Genomic DNA, 20,212 nt, shown 5'->3' with positions numbered 1-20,212 from the left:
GATTGTATGGAACAATTTTTGGAAATCAAAAAAGAAATTAAAAAAAATGAGAATATTATTTTAACTGCTCATATTAATCCTGATGGAGATGCTATTGGCTCTGGTCTTGCTTTATTTTTAACTCTAAAAAATAAATATCCTAATAAAAATATTAGATTTATTTTACAAGATCCAATCCCATATACAACAAAATTTTTATATGGTTCTGATCAAATAGAAATATTGAATGAAAATGAAATTTACAATACCGATTTATTAATCTTTTTAGACTCTGCAAATAAAGAAAGAACTGGAAAAGTTTCTGAAAAAATAAAAGCTAAAAAATATATCAATATAGATCATCATATTAGCAATCCATCATATGGAGATATAAACTGTGTTATACCAACTTGCTCATCTACTTCAGAAATTATTTATAATTTCATTGAAGAGTGTGCTTATACCCTTTCTAAAGAAGCAGGAGAAGCAATATACCTTGGTCTAGTTAATGATACAGGAAATTTTTCTCATAGTAATGTAAGTTTTGAAACTATGCAAATAGCTACAAATTTAATAAAATTAGGGGTTAATAATAATTATATAGTAACTAATTTTTTAAATGCTAATTCATTTCAAACATTAAAGCTAATGGGAGAAGCTTTAACAAACTTTGAATTTTTTGATGATATAAAATTAAGTTATTATTACTTAGATAAAAAAACTATGAATAAATATAATGCTCGTAAAGAAGATACTGAAGGTATAGTTGAGAAAATTTTATCATATCAAGAAGCTTCTGTTTCGTTATTTTTAAGAGAAGAAAACGATGGGAAAATTAAAGGTAGTATGAGAAGTAAACATAACATTGATGTGAATAAAATTGCTAATATTTTCAATGGTGGAGGTCATATAAAAGCAGCTGGCTTTAGTTCAAATAAAAGTTCTGAAGAAATATTAGAAATTATAAAAGAAAAATTAAAAGAATCAATTAATTAAAATAATAAAAATATGAGAGGGATAAAAATGCTAAATTTCAAAAATGATTATAGTGAAGGAGCTTGTCCTGAAGTTCTGGAAGCTCTCAATAAAACAAATTTTGAACAAACTATTGGATATGGCGAAGATAAATACTGTGAAGAAGCGAAAATTTTAATTCGTGAAAACATAAATTATCAAAATGCAGATATTTATTTTTTAGTGGGGGGAACTCAAACTAATACAACAGTAATTTCTCATATCTTAAAACCTTATGAAGCTGTTATTGCTTGTAAAACTGGGCATATTTCTATACATGAAACTGGAGCTATTGAAGCTACCGGACATAAAATTATTGAAGTTAATGGTATTGATGGAAAATTGACTGCTGATCTAATTTTAAATGAATTAAAAAAACATGAAGATCATCATATGGTTAAGCCAAAAATGGTTTATATTTCAAATACCACTGAAATTGGAACTGTTTATTCAAAGGAAGAAATAGAAAATATAAGTGAAGTATGTAAAGAAAATGATTTATATTTATTTTTAGATGGAGCAAGACTTGCCTCAGCTTTAGCTTCTGAAAAATCTGATCTTAATCTTGAAGATTATCCTAAATATTGTGATATTTTTTATATTGGTGGCACAAAAAATGGCTTATTATTTGGTGAAGCTGTTGTCATTGTTAAAGAGGAGTTAAAAAAGGATTTTCTTTTTTCAATAAAACAAAAGGGAGGTTTACTTGCAAAAGGTCGACTACTTGGAGTTCAATTTTTAACTTTATTTAAAGATGACCTATATTACAGAATAGGTGTTCATGCTAATCAAATGGCTATGAAAATTAAAAAAGCTTTTATTGAAAATGGCATAGAATTAGCTACTGATTCCTATACCAATCAAATTTTTGTTAATTTAAGCAAAGATCAAATAAGAGAATTAGAAAAACAAGTTATTTTTTCTGTAGAATTTTTTGGAATAGGTAATGATGTAAGTTCTAGATTTGTTACCTCTTGGGCTACAAAAGAAGAAGATGTTGATAAATTTATAGAAATTATTAAAAACTTATAAAAAAATCTCTTGATAGCCATATGAGTTCTACAAGTTTAGAGATTATTAAAAAAAGGTATCTATATTCTATTAACCAATAATAGTAATAAATACCTTTTTTATTTGTAAAGAAACTAATAATTATTTCATAGTCTTATTTTTCTTTTCTAAGCTCATCTAAAATTTTTCCATCATAAGTTTTCCAACTACTCCAACCATTTCCAGAGTAACCTAAAACTAATTTTAAAGCTCCACTAGGCGAGTTACAAATATAATTCTCTTTCAATATATACTTATTTTCTAATTTTTCTATTAATTTTTTTTCTTTAAGTTTTTCTAAAACTTTTAAACTTTCATTTAATATACCAATAGCTATTTTTTCTTCTAACATTAGTTCAGAATCTTTGAATAGCTCAAATTTTTTACCATCTTCAAGTAATCTACCACTACCTGAAGTTATATTCCCACTTAAAAAAAATATTAAATTTTCTGAAGTTTTATTTTTTACTTCGGGTCTTTTCCAGATTTTTAATATATCACTGAAAAGAATTTCAAATCTTTTTTCCATTTCTGTAATATCCCATTTTTCTAAATCAGCTAAATATTTATTTACATATAATTTACTATCTTTATATCCATGGTTTGAAAAATCTCTTTTTTCTTTAAAAGTTTTATTACTTAAATTTGGATTACTTCCTGTTAAAGTTAGATTAGAAATAGTATCTTTAAAGGTTATCATATGCTCTATTTGATTTCCTAAATCTCTTTCCCAGTCATCTGTTGGTTTTTGTGGAAAAATATGTTCAATGGTAATATTCTCATTATCAAAATCTATAAGTTCTTTATGATTATAATTTTCTATCTTTTTGAATATATATTTTAATCTTTCTTTTTCTTTATAAATATTTTTAATTTTCAATTCTTCTTTAAGTTCCTCATCTGTTGGGAAATCTTTCTCTAATAATATTTTTTCAAGTTCAGCTATATGGCTATTTTCTAAATTTTTTCTTTCAAAAATTCTTAAGTATAAATTTTGAAATATACTATTTAAAGAATTTGTTGGAATACCTGTTATATATCTTCTCCATAAATAACTTTGGATCAAATTTAATATTTCTAACATTTCATTTTCTTTAATTTGATCTTCTTTAAATAATTTGATAAGACCTATTAAAAATGGATTTATAACAGAGTATCCTAATAATTGTAAATTTTTTAATTCTTCTTTAAGTTCCTTATTTTTTTCTAAACTAGGATTTAAAATTAAACTATAAATATAAGAAACATTCTTTATATTTTTTAATTCTTCTAATTCTTTATTTTCTCTTATATAATATTTTTTAAATATTTCAAAAACTCTATTTTTAGAGGGAATTTCACCTGTTTTAAATGTTAAGTAGTCTCTAATAAAATCAGAAGTATAAGTTTCAATATTTTTATTCTGAATATTCTTTACTTTACAATTATTCTCAATAGATAGCCAATAATTTCTGTATACTTCATTTTGGATATTTCTTTCTAACCCCATTAAAATATAATTTCTGATCAAATCTGCCTGTGATAATGCTAACCCAGTTGAATTAAGACTTTCAAAAATTTTTTGTGGTTCATCTTTTCCTTTTTCAAGACTAATTTCAATAAAAATTAATTTATTAAAGCCATTTATTATACATTCAACCATATTTTTAATTTCTTCTTTATCTACTTTATCAAATTCATTTTTAAAAAACATATAATTTTTATAAAAATTACTTTCTTCATAATCAGTTAAATTCTTAAAATCTTCTCTTAATATCATATCTACAATTATTAAGTTTTCTTCTGGAGGTAATAATTTTAATTTTATAGTTTTCTCTGAATATTTGTTTATTAAGTATTGTTCATATATTTGTTCAGCTTTTATTTTATATTCTTCCTTACTTTTTAGCACATGATAAAGTGCAATATATAATAAAGTTAAAGTTGTTATTCTTTGTTGCCCATCAATTATTTCTAAATCTTTTTTATCATCTGTAACATATACATTATCTTTAATATAAACTATACTTCCAATAAAATGAGAAAATTTAGATATATCTTTTCCAATGTTCAAAATATCCTTAAATAAAGTTTTACACTGTCTTTCTTCCCAATTATAATCTCTTTGATAAACTGGAATAGAAAATATCGTATTTGTTGAACTCATTAATACTTCAATTTTTTGAGTTTTTGCTTCCAAAATATTACCTCCCTATTTATTTTTTTATTATTTCGATAATTATATTATAAAAATAGAGTTTCTATAACAATTTAGTATTATATTTCAAAAAACTTACTAACTAATTTATATAGATGTAAATGGTCGTCTACACCACCAAGTTCTCTAACAGAATGCATAGAAAGTAATGGACTTCCTATATCTATTCCTAGTATTCTTAAATGGGCTTGTTGAATAGGGCCTATTGTTGTTCCTCCTTTTAAATCAGAACGATTTACAAAAGTTTGAATAGGAACTCCTGCCTCTTTTGCTATTTTTTCTATAACTGCATGAGAATATCCATCTGTTATGTATGACTTATTAGCTGCCATTTTAACTATTGGTCCATGATTTAATTTTGGCTCATTTGTTGGATCTGATTTTTCTAAATAATTTGGATGAATTGAATGAGCAGCATCATTTGATATAACAAAAGAATTTACAATTGCTTGTTGATGTTCTTCAAATGACAATCCCATTGCATTAGAAATTCTTTCTAATATATTTTTTAATGCTGGGCTATCTGCTCCTTGAACTGAACTTGAACCAACTTCTTCATTGTCATATCCTACTACTATACAAGTATTATTCTTATCTTTACTATCAACAAGAGCCATTATTCCAGCATGAAATGCGGCTAAATTATCTAATCTACCTATTGAAATAAACTCTTGATTTAATCCAACAAAACTTCCTTTTTCCCTTGAATATAAATTTAAATCATAACTTAAAATTTTATCTTCTTCTACTTTTAAGTAGTCAGCTAAAATTTTCTTAAAAGAAAATTCTTTTTGCTTATCATCTAATATTGTTATTAAAGGAAGTGTATCTTTTTGAGCATTTATAGCCATTCCATCATTAACAGATCTATTTTGATGAATACAAAGTGATGGAATTATAAATAAATCTTTATCGTATTTTATAAAATATTTTTTAGGTTCAAAAGCTGTTTTACCTTCAACAAAAACTCTTCCACTAAACGATAAAGGCCTATCAAACCAAGTGCTCATAATAGGTCCACCGTAAACTTCTGTATTTAAAACTATGTAATCTTTTTTATTCATTTCAGGATTTGGCTTTATTAAAAATCCAGGACTATCAGTATGAGATGCATCTATTTTATATCCAGTTTCAGATATTTTTTTATTTCCTATTTTAAAGGCTACTAATGCACTATCATTTATTGTTAAAAAATATTTTCCTCCTTTTTTTAACTTCCAAGTTTCACTTTCAAATAGCTCTGTATATCCTTTTTCTTCAAGGATTTTTCTTGCACTTATACATGCAAAATAATTACAAGGACTTTCATCTATAAAATTCATTAAATTTTTTGCTAATTTTACTTTATCCATTTTCATACTCCTTATTTACTCTCACTATTATTATCCACAAGTATTCTATCGTAATATTTTGCAAGTCCTCCGTCAGAAGTTTCCTTGTAAGCAGAACACATATCTTTTCCGGTTTCTTTCATTGTCTTAATAACTTCATCGAAACTTATAGTGTGATTTCCATCTGTTGACATACAATAAATAGCTGTATTTAAAGCTCTTACGGCACAGATGGCATTTCTTTCTATACAAGGAATAATTACATAGCCTCCTACAGGGTCACAAGTCATTCCTAAATGATGTTCCATAGCACTTTCAGCTGCATACTCTATCTGGTCTATATTTCCGCCCATAAAGTATGTTGCCATTGCTGCTGCCATAGAACAAGCTGTCCCAACTTCTGCTTGACATCCACCTTCAGCTCCTGAAATAGTTGCATTATATTTTACTAAATTTCCTATCAATCCAGCTATTGCAAGTCCTCTTAATATATGTTTTTCTGTCAATTCATATTCTTCTTTCATTCCTCTTAAAAGTCCTGGAATAACACCAGAAGCTCCACAAGTAGGAGCAGTTACAACTTGTCCCATACTTGCATTTTCTTCAGAAACAGCTAATGCATAAGCAAAAACTTTATTTGTAAAAATTAAAGCTGCTCTTTTTGATAAAGATTTTTCATACATTTCTTTAGCTCTCTTAGGATATTTAAAAGGTCCAGGTACATCTCCTTCTTTTTCAAGTCCTCTTCTAACTGCATCGTCCATAGCTTGATCAATGTACTTTAGATGTTGCCATATACTTGGCCCTTCATATTCTTCAACATACTGCCATAATTGTTTGTTATTATCTTTACACCATTTAGTTATTTCTTTCATAGTATTTAAGGGATAAACTTCCTTTTTAGGATTCTTATCCATAAGTTCATCATAATCTCTTATTGTTCCACCACCAACTGAAAATACTATCCATTCTCCTAATTCTTGCTTATCTTTATCAAGAGCTATGAATTTCATTCCATTCGTATGTAATTCATGAACAAATTCTGGTTTCCAAATTATTTCTACTGGAATCGGTTTAAATGTTTCTATTATTATTTTATCTGTATAATGTCCTTTTCCTGTTGCTGCTAAACTTCCCCACAACTCTACAATAAAGCTATCTGCATTTGGAAATTTTTCTTTTACTCTTTTTGTTGCTCTTTCTGGACCTATTGTGTGAGAGCTAGAAGGTCCTGCTCCAATCTTAAATAATTCTTTAAGTGTATCCATTTCCTATTCCTTTCTTTTACTATAAACTGAGCTATAGGTAAACAAAGTCTCTGACGTCCGTATTAGTTCGAAGAGCCTGTGTTCATTGAGCTCGTAGAACTCATACGGCTGTCAAGAGACTAATTTTAATATTTAAATTTATACTTTCCTATAGAATAAAAAATTACTTTCAAAATTTTTATTCAAAAATTTTTAAAACATCTTCAACAATATCATCAATATTTTTACCTTTTAGATAATTTCTAGTTGCATCAATAGTGTCTAAAGTATCTTCTTTATGATATTTTTCAGGAAATCCGTTAAAAACTCTTAAATTATTAAATTCTTTATCAAAAAATACTGCTGTTGGAACAACAAAATCATCTTCTTCTATATGTAAGTATCCTGCTAAGTCGTGTAGTCCTCTTCCATAAGTTATTAAAGATAAATCAAATATTTCATTTACTTCATTAATTTTTCTAATAGTTGTTAAAAAAATTCTAGCATAAGGGCACCAAGTTTCAACACTTGCTAAAACTGGAGTTTTCACTTTAATTTTTTTTATTTTTTCTATTAAATTTTCTGATATAAAAGAATTTTTATACAATTCTTCTAACTTTTCTAATTCATCTTCACTCGCTATACTTTTATATTTTTCAAAGCTAAATCCTTTTAAATAAATTTCTTGTAAACCTTTCATTTTCTATTCTCCTATTCTTATATTTTTCAAAATTCCTTTTATTGCTTCCTCTACACTTGCGTATTGTTTTAAATCTATTTTTGCTAAATTTTTATCTATTTCTTTTTTATTGTATCCTAAACTTTCTAAAGCAGAAATTAAATCTTGAAGCATATCCATAGAAATACCTTTTATTTCATGTGAACTACTTATAATTTCTATATTTTTTAGTTTATTTTTTAATTCTAAAATTATTAATTGTGCTTTCTTTTCTCCAAGTTTTGGGACTCTTTTTAAACTATTATAATCTTCATTTGAAATTATTTCAATAATTTTATCGTAAGAAAAATTTGATAAAACTGCTAATGCTAAAGAAATACCTATCCCGTTTACAGCTAATAGCATCTCAAATATTTTTCTTTCTCTTTCTTCCAAAAATCCGATCAGTTTATTTGTATCCTCTTTTATATGATTATATATGTATAATCTATATTGTTTTCCAATCTCTAACTTTTCATACTCTCTAAGTGAAATATATACTTTATAACCGACTCCGTTAATATCTATTGCCACATAATCCGTTTTTTTATATTCTACTATTCCATTTAAATATTCAAACATAATTTCCTCTCTTTAAATTTCTGTTCCAACCCCATAATAAATCCCTAGGCAACCTTTTTTTAAGTTTATAGTTATTTCTTTTCTATCTTTTAATTTCTCAAATAATTCTTGTTCTAATAAAAATTTTCTTTCTTCTCCATGTACTTTCAAAGTAATATGATAAAACATTATTCCCATTTTCTTACCTAGACTTTTTATATAATTTTGTTGTAAATCTTCCATTTTAACTATTTCATAATTTCCTTTATTTGAAGTAGAAAAAAATCTATTCACACAAAATTTTAATCTAATATATACATATTTTGAAAAAAAGTCTCCTATCCAAGTCCCTATACAAACTGATATTATTCCCATAGTTGCAAGTATTTTTGTGTTTTTCATATCTATAGCTGAACTTTCATTCAAATAAATTCTTAAAAATAATAGTGCTGAAAATAATAACCAAAAAAATGCTCTTGTTGAAAGATATATTCTATCTTCAAACATTTGTACCCCTTTTGTTGAAAAATATATCATCACTGTTAAAATTAATAATGGTGAGTAATAAATATTTTTATAACTCATATACCCAAAAATTACTAAAAACAATAAAGATACTATCCTTACTGTTTTCTCTGAAAAACTAGTCATTTGATTTACCTCCCTCATTTGCTTCTTTTTCTGCTTTTTCTCTATCTCTTTTTTCTTTTTCAACTTTTGAAAATATACAACCACAATATTCTTGTCTATACATATCTAATTCTTTTGAAATTTGAACTGATCTTAAATATCTATTTTTCTTTTTAAAATCTGCAAACAAGAAATCTATATTATATTCTTTAGAATACTTCTCTCCTATTTCATTAATATAGTTTACATTTTTCATAGGACTTATACTAAGCACTGTTGAGAAAAAATCATAACCCTCCTCTTTTGCTTTTTTTGCTGTTTCTCCTATTCTTAAATCATAACAAGAATAGCACCTTGCTCCTCCCTCTGGTTCATTTTCTAAGCCCTTTATTTTAGAAAAAAAATCACTTTTAGGATCATAAATTCCCTCTATAACATTCATATCATAATTTAATTTCTCTATCATTTCTTTTTGTTCGACTATTCTAGCATAGTATTCATAATCCATAGTTATATTAGGATTATAAAAATAAATATCTATTTTAAAATAATCTTTCAAATACTCTAAAACAGATGAACTACAAGGTCCACAACAAGAATGAATTAACAATCTTTTTTTCTCCCCATTTTTAGAAACTTCTTTTAATATCTCTTCCATTTTCAAATCATAATTAATTTTCATTTTTTCCTCTACAATTCTATTATTCTTTCAGCCATTTCTCTAAATGTATCATCATGTGTAACAACTATAGTTTGATCTAAATCTTTTAAAATTTCTCCTATATATTCAGAAAGTAATTTTCTCTTTTCAATATCTAAATTATTAGTAGGCTCATCTAAAATCATAAATTTAGAATTTGTGAAATAATTAGTCATAGCTCCTCTAATTGCTATTGCAACAGATACTTGTTCTCCTCCAGATATTTGATCAAAATATGTTTCTCTATCTTGACTTTCTAAATATACAGAATACTTATCTTTATCCTCATTAGACCATTTTATTCTTTCTGTTCTCCCGGTTATTTTGTTGAAATTTATACTTGCAATATTACTAATCTCTTCTAGCATATACTTTGAAATAGCTCTTCCCATTTCCTTTACATTATTTCTAATAGCTTTAGTCTTATTGAATTTAGTTTCAACTTTTCTCAATTCTTTTTCTAATTCTTTTATTTTATCTTCCTTATTTTTTATATCTTCTAAATCCTTTTGATAAGCATTTATTTTTTCATTATTCTGCCCTATCTCTATTTTCAAAGCACCTAATTCTTTTTTTATATTTTCACTTTCTAAATTTATTTGCTCAATATCTATTTTTCCTAAACTTTCTCTTAAGGTCTTTCCCAAAACAATTATATTTTCTTCTTCTTTTTTTAATTTTTCAATTTCTTCTTCATTTTTTTTAATCGTTTCTTCTAAAGTTTCTAGTTTTTCAGCTTGACTTTTACTTTCTAAATATTCTTCATATGACTTTTTTAAAAGACTAGCTCTACTTTCGATTACACCTAACTCTGCTCTTTTTTCACTAAGATTTTCATCAGTATTTAAAATAATTTTTACTTTATTTTCTTCAATTTTTTTTATATTTTCAGCTATTTTACTTTTATTTTCTGAAATTTTTGAATAATTTTGAGATAAATCCATCTCCAAATTTTCTAGCTCTTTTCTTTTTTCAACTAAGTTCAAATTTTTTAACTCAGTTTCATGTTCTATTTTTTTAGCTTTTAATATTTCAAAACTTTCAATAGATTTTTCTTTTAAAATTGCTTGAGTTCTTAGTACCCTATTCTCTATTTCAACTTCTATATTTTTAAATTTTTGATTTTCCATTTCCAAATTTGAATTTAAGCTTTCTATCTCATTTTTCAAAGTAGAATACTCCATTTTTTTACTTTCTAGTTCATATTTTATTGATAAAGATTTTTCTAAGTCCTCTATTTTATTTTGGTAGCCCTTTAAATTATTTTCTTTTCCAGAAATTTGATTTAAAAAATAATCTTTAAAATTTTTACCTTTTAAGTTCTCACAATTTTCTTTTAAATAAGGACATAAATTAGAAGACAATTCGTTCATAGATTTATTTAAAGTTCTGATTTCTGTTTCAAGAGTTGCTTCTTCTTTCCTCAAAACCTTTATTTCATCTTCCAGTTTAGCAAGTTCAGATAATTTTTTTGAAATATCATTCATATTAATATTTTCAAATAACTCTAATTTTTTGTTTCTGTTATTTTCAAAATTTTTTAAATTTGTTTCTACAACTAATTTTTCATTAGATTTTTCATTTTTTTCTTTTTCTAATTCCTCTAATTTTTCACTTGCTTCTCTGTAATTTTCTAATTCAACTTTTAATGCCTCTTCTCTTTGTTCAAGGGCTAATATAACATTTTTAAATTCATCTTTTTTGCTTTCATTTTTAGAAATATCTCCTTCTAATTCTATAATTGAATTATTTAAGTTCTTATTATCTATTTCTAATGTCTCTATATTGTGTCTATAATCTTTATTCAAACTTTGTTCTTTTTCTAATCTAGCTACATTTTCTCTTAATATTTGTTGTTTTTTCTCTATTTCTATATACTCATTATATTGTGCTTCATTTTCAAAAAGCTTTTTTCTTGCATTTTCAGATATTTCTTTATCCTTTTTAATTTCAACTAATATATTTTCTTTTTCTTTTATTGAGTTTTGTTTATACGTTAACTCAGTTCTTAACTTTTCAATTTCATTTTTTTTATTCTCATAATCTTTTATTTCTTTTTCTAGCTCTTCACTTTTTTTCTCTAATTTATTATTTTTAGAATTTATTTCGTTGCTTTTTTCCTTCTCAACTTTTAAATTTTCTTCTAACTGAAGTCTATCTTTCATATTATCTGATATACTTTTTATTTCATTTGAAACATTATCTCTAGATTTTTCATATTTATTTTCAGCTATTTTTAAAGCACCTTCAACCATTATATTGTATACTTCTGTATTAAAAATTTTATTAAAAATTTTTTCTCTATCAGTTCCAGTCTTTTTAAAAACATTTATAAATTCATTTTGTTTTGCTATAACTATGTTTTCATAAATTTCTTTAAAATCTTTTTTTATTCCACAAAGTTCTTCTAATTTTTCTTTTATATTTTCAGTATATTCTATGTTTGCTTCATCTATTAATTTTTGTATATCTTCTTTAGATTTATTCTTACTTGTAGAAAAAGTAGTTCTTAACTCATACTCCCTATCATCGTTAGCAACAAAAGTTATATTAACTCTGGCTTTTTTTTCTCCGTATTTTATATAGTTTCCACCACTGTTTTCTTTTCCAGTTCTATCATTTAAGTTAAATAGTGTCATAGAAATAGCTTCAAGTATAGAACTTTTACCTTTACCATTCATTCCCAAAATAAGATTTACACCCTTAGAAAATTCTACCGTAGTATTAGAGTGTGAACGATAATTTTCAAGATGTACTTTTTTTATAAACATTATTATTCTCCCTCCAATACCTTATCAAATAATTCTAAAAATCCTTCTAAATAAGGGTTTAAATCATTTTCTTTTTTTGATTTACCTTTCTTTTCTAATTTATCAACTTCCTCATTTAAAGCATATTCTTTTAGTTTAGAAAAATTATCTATAAGTCTTTCTTTGTCTGATTCTCCTAGATTTTCATTTTCCCAATTATTTATTATATTTTTTTCCATATCAAAAACACACATATTTTCTGTCATTTCATTTGTTTTATTATTTTCTTTAGAAACTATACTTTTTAATTCTATATCTACTTTTAATATTCCATTTTTCTCAGCAATATCTTCTAATTTTTCTTTATTAAAGTATTCTCCATTTTTTATATAAGTAGAAATAAGTAGTATTTCTTCTCCTGTTAAATTTAAATTTTTAATAAAAGTTTCAAATTCATTTTCAATTTCATCTATATTATTATAATCAAATTTTACTTTTATTCTTTTTCTGTGTTCCACTTCAATAAATTCATGATTGTTGTTATCCGTATCAAAAATAATAAAACCTTTCTTATCTGAGCTTTCATTTTTTACATTTGAAAATTCTAATGAACCAGACACAAAAAAATATGGTTTTTCTTTAGGATAAGTTGTATACGAATGAATATGTCCTCCAGCTACATATATTGCCTTATCTTTAAATAAGTCTATTACTGATGTCGATACCAAACCTGGCAAAGTATTCGTACCTCCTGAAATACCTGTATGAACAATCACTATGTTTTTTTCATTTGGATTTAATTTTTCTGAAAGTTCTGTTAATGCTTCATCTATCATAAATCCTGGATAGCCTACCGGATAAAAATTTACATCATCTATTTTTAAACAATTATTTTCTTTAAAGTCTTTATTATAATAAAAAAGTTTCCAAATACCTTGCTCTTCCAAATATTTTAACCAAGACTCTTCTAAATTTTTAGAGTTATCATGATTTCCTTCTATTGCTATTATTTGTTTTTTGACAGTAGCTTTTAATCTATTTAATAATACTTCTGTTCTTGAAAGAGTATTTGAGTTTATTTCTTTTTTATCAAAAATATCTCCAGCTATAATACAGACATCGGGCTTTATTTTTTCAACCTCTGTTATAAAATTTTCAAAAGCAATAAAAAAGTCTTCGTATCTTTTTTTAGTATATTTTTCTTTTCCACTATCTCTTTTCCCCAAATGCAGATCTGAGCAATGTACTATTTTCATCATTTCCCCCAACAATAATTTTTAAATTCACATCTTTCACATAAATTTTCATTATAGACAATTTTATCAAATTTCTTAGCCAAAATATTTTGAGCAATTTCATCTACATTTTGATAATTTTTTTCAAAGTCTTCATTCGTTATTAATATTTCTTTTTTAGGTTCATCTTCTTCTAAATAGTATAGACTTGTTTTTATTTCTTTATTGTATTTTTTTTGAAGTAAATATTTATACAATGATAATTGTTCTTTATAATTTTCATTATAAATATTATTTTCTCTATATTTTCCTGTCTTAAAATCTATTATTTCTATATAATCATCTTTTTCTAAAATTAAATCAAGCTCTCCATAAAGTATATAGCTATTTTCCACACTATATTCAGAAACTTCTGAGCCTTTTATATATTTAAAATTTTCTTTTTCATTTTCAACATATTTTTTTACAAGCTCTACAATTCTTTTGAAATTTTCATCTACTTTTTCTTTCTGAAATTTATATACATTTTTAACTATTTTTTCAATAAATTCTTCATCTATTTTATTAATTTCATATAATGGTAACTTATTAATATATTCTATAACTTTATGTGCTATAATTCCAAGATTAAATTCTTTCTTAAAATATGTTGCATAACTTTTTTCTCTTATAAAATAATATCTTTGTGGACAATTTTTATATATACTTATATCTGTTGTATATGAAAAAATTCTTTTATCTTCTTTTTCAATAATATTATCTAATCTAATTTCTTTCAAATCATACTTCATACTATTTACACTAGGATTTGAATAAAAAGAATTTTTAAAAACTTCTGCTACCCCTTTTTCATAAGAGCTTAATACTAATAATTTTTGAGCTCTAGTAAAAGCAACATAATATTTCCTATAAAAATCATGATATTCTTTTTCTTGTTCAGAAACTTCTTCTTTAGAATTAAGCATTCTATCAATAGAATTTTCTGTGCTAGAATAATCAAGTATTCTTGGAGATTTATCTAGACTAAATACAATTACTACTGGAAACTCTAAACCTTTAGATTGATGTATACTTAAAAAAGGTATACAATTACTTGGTATATCTTCTTCACTCTCTATTTCTTCAACTCTAGAATTTTTCAAGATATCTATATATATATCAAAAAAATATCTTACAAAAGGGAAATTTTCTTCTAAATTATTGCTATCATCTAATTTATTAAATGATATCTTTTTATAATCAATATATTTTTGAAAACTTTTAAATAATTTACTTAAAATAGAGAGATTATGATTAGCTTTTTCTTTTAGATTATTTTCATTTTTTAAAATTTCTTGATAATATGAAAATTTAAAAAATTCATAAAATAATTCATTTAAAGAATCCCAACTATAATCTTTCATATTTTCTATTACTTTTTTTATATAATTATACAATTCTCTATCTTTTTTTACTTCTTCTTTTGCTAAATCTAGACATTCAAACAAATATTCTTTGAAAACTTCTTTTTTTATTTTATCTTCTTTTTCTGTATTTCTCTCTTCTTTTAAAATTTCTATATTTTTAGATTTATAAAAATATTCTTTAAAAATACCTAATATAAGTCCTAAAGTTACTTTTATTTCCTTATTTTCAAAGAAATTTTTTCCTCTTGAAAAGCAAACATCTATATTAGCTTTTTCTAAGGCTTCTTTTAATTTTATAGGTGTAGTTCCTCTAAAATCTGAAAATAATATAGCTATTTGATTATAGTTAGTAACAATACTTTCATCTTTTAATTTTTTTATAAATGTAACTGTATTTTTGACATTTTCAGAAATATTTTTTCCAAAAATACTATAAACATTATTAGTTAACTCTTCTTTCATAGAAATAATATTTTTTTCAAATCTATTCTCTTTCCAATCACCAAAAGATTTTATCCAACTATTATTAAATTCAACTATTGACTGTACAGATCTATAATTTTTATTAAGTATTATTAATTTACACTCATCTTCAGAAAATTTATTTCTAAAATCTATAATATTTTTTGCACTAGCTCCTCTGAATCTATAAATAGATTGATCTTCATCTCCAACAACACATATATTTTTTTTCTTTTTAGAAATAGCTAATAATATTTTTTCTTGTACTCTATTGCTATCTTGATATTCATCTACCATAATATAATCAAACTTATTATTTATTATATTAAAAAATTCCTCACTATTAGATATCATATTCAAAAATTCAATTTGAAGATAGGCAAAATCAACAATATTATTTTCAAAAAGAAATTTTTCATACAATTTATACGCTTCTTTTAAAAAAATTATATATTTATCTGTTGTCTCTATTGATTTTATATCTATTGCATTTTCATTATAAGCATTTATTTTTTCTTTTAGAAATTTACTTTTCTTCCAATTAGTATCACAGACTTTATATTTTGAAACATTAGAAAAGAATTCCTTATAATTTTCTATTTTTTTATATTCTTTTAATCTTGAGTAAATAAAAAAATGTTGTTCATAGTCACCACTCATAACTTCAAAAGCATCAAAAAAATTAGAATAAAATATATTTTCCCGAATAAGTCTAATCCATATAGAATGCATTGTCCCTAAATACATACCACTTATATCTATATCCTCATTTAATTCTTTTAATCTTTCATTTATTCTTATTTCTAATTCCTTTGTAGCCTTATTTGTAAAAGTTGTAAGCATTATTTTGTCTGGAGCTACTTTTTTATTTACTAATAAATTTATAACTCTTTCAATTAAGGTTTTAGTTTTCCCTGTACCAGGACCTGCTATCACAACAACAGGTCCTTCAGTACAGTTAACCACTTCTAATTGTTTCTCATTAAGCATATTACTCTCCAAAAAGTCTATTAATTAGCCCATCTCCTTCTGATGTCTCACCATTAGCATTTTCATTATTTTCTCCATCAACTACTTCATCAGAATTCTCAATATTTTCTTCTACTCCAATTCCACCTTCTATTCCAAATACACTTGCTATACCATTTCTATACTTTTCTGAACTTTCAACTTGTAATCTTCCTTTTCTTACCACAATTTCCTTACTATTAGGTCCATCTAAAAGTCCAGTATAAATATCAATATTTTGTTTTACTAGATCTCCAGTTTCTATAGCATTTTCTAAAAATTCAAATTTTCCTGGAGTATAGTATCCTTTATTAATAAGTGTTTGATAGTACTTAGCCCACATAGGTGCTACTGCACTTCCACCAGTAATTTTTCCATACATTGGCTTATTATCATCTCTACCAATATATGAAACTGTTACATATTCAGGAGTTATTCCCACAAACCAAACTGTTCTATTTTGGTTGGTTGTTCCTGTTTTTCCACCTTGTTCTATTGGTCTTCCTTGTTTATCATAAACTCTAGCTCTGCTAGCTGTTCCATTACTAACAACATTCTTTAACATAGCTGTTACTGCACTAGTGTCAACACTTTCATATACTTTTGTTTTCTCTATTTCATTTGTATAAATTAGTATATCTTGATTATCTCTTATTTCTCTAATTATATTTGGCTTAACTAAATATCCACCATTAACGAAGATAGAAAAGTTTGTAGCTGTTTCAAGAGGAGTTGCATCAACTGAACCTAACGCAGCAGTTAAATCTTTTATTTCTGAACTTAATTTTATATTTTTACTGTCTTCTTTAAATTTTTCAACTCCTATACTATTTAGTAACTTTATAGCTGGTATATTCAAAGATAAATTTAATGAATTTACTAAAGTTGAGTTATAAGTATATTTTCCATCATCGTTTTTTGGTATCCAATTTCCAAAAGACGCATAATCATTAACTACAACTGAATATGCTTCAAATCCATTTTGAAGTGCATCTAAATATACAAAAGGCTTAAATGATGATCCCATTTGTCTTCTAGCCATTAAGGCTCTGTCAAAGTTCTTAGCTTTAAAATCTTTTCCACCAACAATAGATACAATTGCTCCTGTAAATGGATCAAGTGTTACCATAGCTCCATTTATATCTTTATTCTTAAAGTATTCATAACTATTAAAAGTTTCTTTTGCTGTTTTTTGAAAATCTAAATCTATTGTTGTATATATTTTTAATCCAGAAGTATATATTTTTTCCTCATCATAAATATCTGCTAAAAATGTTTCAACTATTGTTGTTAATTCTGGATTATTTAAGCTTTTTTTACTTATCTTATTATAAATAATAGTTGTATCTTTAGGAATATTTTTTATATTATCTTCATTTTCAAGTTCAAATTTATGTTTTTTTGCTTTCTCGTACTCTTCTTCTGTTATTTTCCCGTCATTATACATTTCTTTTAATATTATTTGTTGTCTTTCTAAAGCATTTTCCAAATTTTTAGTTGGATCATATTTTGTTGGTCTATTTGGAATTCCTGCTAATAAAGCTGCTTCAGCTATATTTAAGTCTTTTACATCTTTTCTAAAAAATTGATAAGCTGCACTTTTTACTCCATAAGAACCAGATCCAAAATATATCTCATTCAAATATTTTTCTAAAATTTCATCTTTTGTATAAGTTCTTTCCATTTGATAAGTAAGTATAGCTTCTTTTATTTTTCTTGATATTTTTCTTTCAGACGTTAAAAAGGCATTTTTAGCTAATTGCTGTGTGATTGAACTTCCACCTTGACTAGCTTTTCTACTCAATAAATTTGTCACAATAGCTCTAAATATTCCCTTAAAATGTAAACCATGGTGAGAATAAAATTGTTTATCTTCTATTGAAATAAAAGCATCTTTTAAATAAGGAGAAACTTCACTTAACTTTACAACTTCTCTATCTTCAGCTGCCAAAATATCAACAACTTTATTATTTTTATCATAAATTGTTGTAGCAACCGATGGTTTATAATCTTCAACTAAACTTTGAATATCTTTTAATTCTAATCTATATTTTATATAAACTCCTAATATAAGAACTAAAAATATTAAACATAAACCACCTACCATCTTTGCTAATAAAATAATTTTTTTCATTTTTAATTTTCCCCTTTTTTAGATCTTTGTCTTAATTGTCCACAAGCTCCATCAATATCACTACCTTTTTCTTGCCTTAAAGTGACATTAAGTTTTCTAACATTTTTTAAGTAATTATAAAATCTTTCTATTTTCTTCACAGAAGGTCTCTTATGCTCGACACCATCAACTTCATTATAAGGTATCAAATTTATAATATGATCAAACTGATGTGCAAAATCAGCTAAAGCATTGGCATCAAGTTCAGAGATATTAAAATTATCAATCAAAATATACTCAAAAGTTAATCTTCTTTTAGTTTGTTTTTGATACTCAACTAAAACTGCTGACAAATCTTCTAATGGAAAGTTTTTATTAATGGGTATAATCTGATCTCTTTTTTCATTTATTGCACTATGTAGTGAAACTGCTAATTCTATTGGTATTTTTTCTAGTAAAATTTTCTCTATTCCTGGAACTACACCAGATGTGGAAATAGTAATTTTTCTTTTTGAAATATTTACTCCATTTTCATTTGATATTATGCTCAAAGCTTTTGAAAGATTATCTATATTTAATAAAGGTTCTCCCATTCCCATAAAGACTAAATTATTTAAATTTTCTCCTTTATTTTTAAGTCTTCTTTCAACTGTATATACTTGATTTAATATTTCACTTACATTTAAATTTCTCATATAGCCACTTTGACCTGTAGCACAAAAACTACATTTTACAGGACAGCCAACTTGAGATGATACACACAATGTATTTCTAATTTCTTTGTTTTTTGAATCTTTATGTCTTAAAAGAACTGTTTCAATAGTTCCTCCGTCTTCTAAACTAAATAAAAATTTCTCAGTTTTATCTATTTTTGAAACTTGATATTTTAACAAATTAAATAGAGATATATAAGCATTCTCTTTTAAAATTTCTCTATCTTTTAAAGATATATTTGTCATATCATCAAAGTTTCTAACTATTTTTTTATGTAACCAAATAAAAACTTCTTTACCATAAAACTTCTTTAAGCCTAAAGAGACTAAAAAATCTGTTAACTCCTCTTGTGATAAATTTAAAATATTAATTTTTTCTTTATTCATTATTTTCCTCAATTCCTTTTCTTATAATTTATATTAATTGATTTTTGTGTATGTTTTATCCATTTTTAAATTACCTTTTTTAATACTTCCTCCACCTTTTATGGTTAAATATTTTTAGATAAATTTTATTAAGCAAAAAACTTCTATTATATTTTAACATTAAAAAGTAATTTATAGAATAGATTTTTTTATTAAAAAAGTCTCTTGACAGCCGTATAAGTTCTACGAGCTCAATAAACACAGGCTCTTCGAACTAATACGGACATCAGAGACTAATTTTAGCCATTTAAAGCTATGCTTTTCTATAAAATAAAAAAGCTGTTGTATTTTTTACAACAGCTTAATTTTTAATAACTTATTTTCTTATTCCTAATTTAGCAATTAAAGCTCTGTATCCTTCAAGATCTTTCTTAGTTAGGTAAGCAAGTAATCTTTTTCTTTGTCCAACCATTTTTAATAATCCTAATCTTGAGTGGAAATCTTTTTTGTGTACTCTTAAGTGTTCTGTTAAGTGATTAATTTTTTCTGTAAGTAATGCTATTTGTACTTCAGTAGATCCTGTATCTGCTTCAGTCTTTCCAAATTCTTTAATAATTTCTGCCTTAGTTCTCATTTTATTCCTCCTAAAATTTTAAATATCTAAGCTAAGTAATACATAGGCTAGTCGTAAAACTGAGCTTAAATTCCTTTGTATTTTAACAAATCTTATAT

15 protein-coding genes are annotated in these 20,212 nt (G+C 24.9%); 2 read left to right on the top strand and 13 right to left on the bottom strand.

Annotated elements, in window-relative coordinates; all coding sequences use genetic code 11:
- The first annotated feature begins 6 nt into the window (after positions 1 to 6).
- Both BQ2505_RS05380 and BQ2505_RS05375 read left to right on the top strand, forming a co-directional pair.
- On the top strand, positions 7 to 975 hold the full coding sequence (locus tag BQ2505_RS05380) for a DHH family phosphoesterase (protein WP_074016751.1): 969 nt from the start codon (positions 7 to 9) through the stop codon (positions 973 to 975).
- A gap of 27 nt (positions 976 to 1,002) precedes the next feature.
- The gene (locus tag BQ2505_RS05375; RefSeq protein ID WP_074016750.1) at positions 1,003 to 2,025 is read left to right on the top strand and encodes a threonine aldolase family protein; all 1,023 of its coding nucleotides are present in this window, start codon (positions 1,003 to 1,005) and stop codon (positions 2,023 to 2,025) included.
- A 133-nt stretch (positions 2,026 to 2,158) separates the two neighbouring features.
- Here the strand turns inward: BQ2505_RS05375 and BQ2505_RS05370 are convergent, their stop codons facing one another.
- The 13 genes from BQ2505_RS05370 to rpsO all read right to left on the bottom strand — a co-directional run bounded on the left by BQ2505_RS05370 (position 2,159) and on the right by rpsO (position 20,114).
- Positions 2,159 to 4,222, bottom strand: a complete 2,064-nt coding sequence (locus tag BQ2505_RS05370; protein WP_074016749.1) for a DUF4357 domain-containing protein — start codon at positions 4,220 to 4,222, stop codon at positions 2,159 to 2,161.
- A 77-nt stretch (positions 4,223 to 4,299) separates the two neighbouring features.
- A complete protein-coding gene (locus tag BQ2505_RS05365; RefSeq protein WP_074016748.1) occupies positions 4,300 to 5,592 on the bottom strand; it encodes a M18 family aminopeptidase in 1,293 nt (430 codons plus the stop codon).
- 11 nt (positions 5,593 to 5,603) lie between these two features.
- Positions 5,604 to 6,839: an L-serine ammonia-lyase, iron-sulfur-dependent, subunit alpha gene (locus BQ2505_RS05360; RefSeq protein WP_074016747.1), complete on the bottom strand. Its 1,236-nt coding sequence runs from the start codon at positions 6,837 to 6,839 to the stop codon at positions 5,604 to 5,606.
- A gap of 178 nt (positions 6,840 to 7,017) precedes the next feature.
- Entirely contained in the window at positions 7,018 to 7,518 is a 501-nt protein-coding gene (locus tag BQ2505_RS05355) for a thioredoxin family protein (RefSeq protein ID WP_074016746.1), read from the bottom strand.
- 3 nt (positions 7,519 to 7,521) lie between these two features.
- Positions 7,522 to 8,118 carry a Holliday junction branch migration protein RuvA gene (gene ruvA, locus BQ2505_RS05350; RefSeq protein WP_074016745.1) on the bottom strand — a complete coding sequence of 199 codons (597 nt, stop codon included), beginning with the start codon at positions 8,116 to 8,118 and terminating at the stop codon, positions 7,522 to 7,524.
- 12 nt (positions 8,119 to 8,130) lie between these two features.
- Positions 8,131 to 8,748 carry a hypothetical protein gene (locus tag BQ2505_RS05345; RefSeq protein ID WP_074016744.1) on the bottom strand — a complete coding sequence of 206 codons (618 nt, stop codon included), beginning with the start codon at positions 8,746 to 8,748 and terminating at the stop codon, positions 8,131 to 8,133.
- Positions 8,741 to 9,409, bottom strand: coding sequence for an epoxyqueuosine reductase QueH (locus BQ2505_RS05340; protein WP_074016743.1), 669 nt, complete (start codon positions 9,407 to 9,409; stop codon positions 8,741 to 8,743). Before BQ2505_RS05340 ends, BQ2505_RS05345 begins: the two co-directional genes overlap by 8 nt.
- An 8-nt stretch (positions 9,410 to 9,417) precedes the next feature.
- Positions 9,418 to 12,198, bottom strand: coding sequence for an AAA family ATPase (locus BQ2505_RS05335; protein ID WP_074016742.1), 2,781 nt, complete (start codon positions 12,196 to 12,198; stop codon positions 9,418 to 9,420).
- A gap of 2 nt (positions 12,199 to 12,200) precedes the next feature.
- Complete coding sequence (locus BQ2505_RS05330) at positions 12,201 to 13,433, bottom strand: metallophosphoesterase family protein (RefSeq protein ID WP_074016741.1); 1,233 nt, start codon at positions 13,431 to 13,433, stop codon at positions 12,201 to 12,203.
- On the bottom strand, positions 13,433 to 16,270 hold the full coding sequence (locus tag BQ2505_RS05325; protein ID WP_074016740.1) for an ATP-dependent DNA helicase: 2,838 nt from the start codon (positions 16,268 to 16,270) through the stop codon (positions 13,433 to 13,435). The genes BQ2505_RS05330 and BQ2505_RS05325 overlap by 1 nt, the downstream gene beginning before the upstream one ends.
- A 1-nt stretch (position 16,271) precedes the next feature.
- Complete coding sequence (locus tag BQ2505_RS05320; protein WP_074016739.1) at positions 16,272 to 18,422, bottom strand: transglycosylase domain-containing protein; 2,151 nt, start codon at positions 18,420 to 18,422, stop codon at positions 16,272 to 16,274.
- A 2-nt stretch (positions 18,423 to 18,424) separates the two neighbouring features.
- The gene (rlmN, locus tag BQ2505_RS05315) at positions 18,425 to 19,501 is read right to left on the bottom strand and encodes a dual-specificity RNA methyltransferase RlmN (protein ID WP_074016738.1); all 1,077 of its coding nucleotides are present in this window, start codon (positions 19,499 to 19,501) and stop codon (positions 18,425 to 18,427) included.
- 355 nt (positions 19,502 to 19,856) lie between these two features.
- Positions 19,857 to 20,114 (bottom strand): 30S ribosomal protein S15, encoded by a 258-nt coding sequence (gene rpsO, locus BQ2505_RS05310; RefSeq protein WP_005916437.1) that lies wholly within the window; start codon positions 20,112 to 20,114, stop codon positions 19,857 to 19,859.
- Positions 20,115 to 20,212 lie beyond the last annotated feature (98 nt).

Source organism: Fusobacterium massiliense (genome assembly GCF_900095705.1).
Lineage (GTDB): Bacteria > Fusobacteriota > Fusobacteriia > Fusobacteriales > Fusobacteriaceae > Fusobacterium > Fusobacterium massiliense.
Note: the sequence above shows the minus strand (reverse complement) of the source record. Positions and strands in the feature narration are given on the sequence as shown.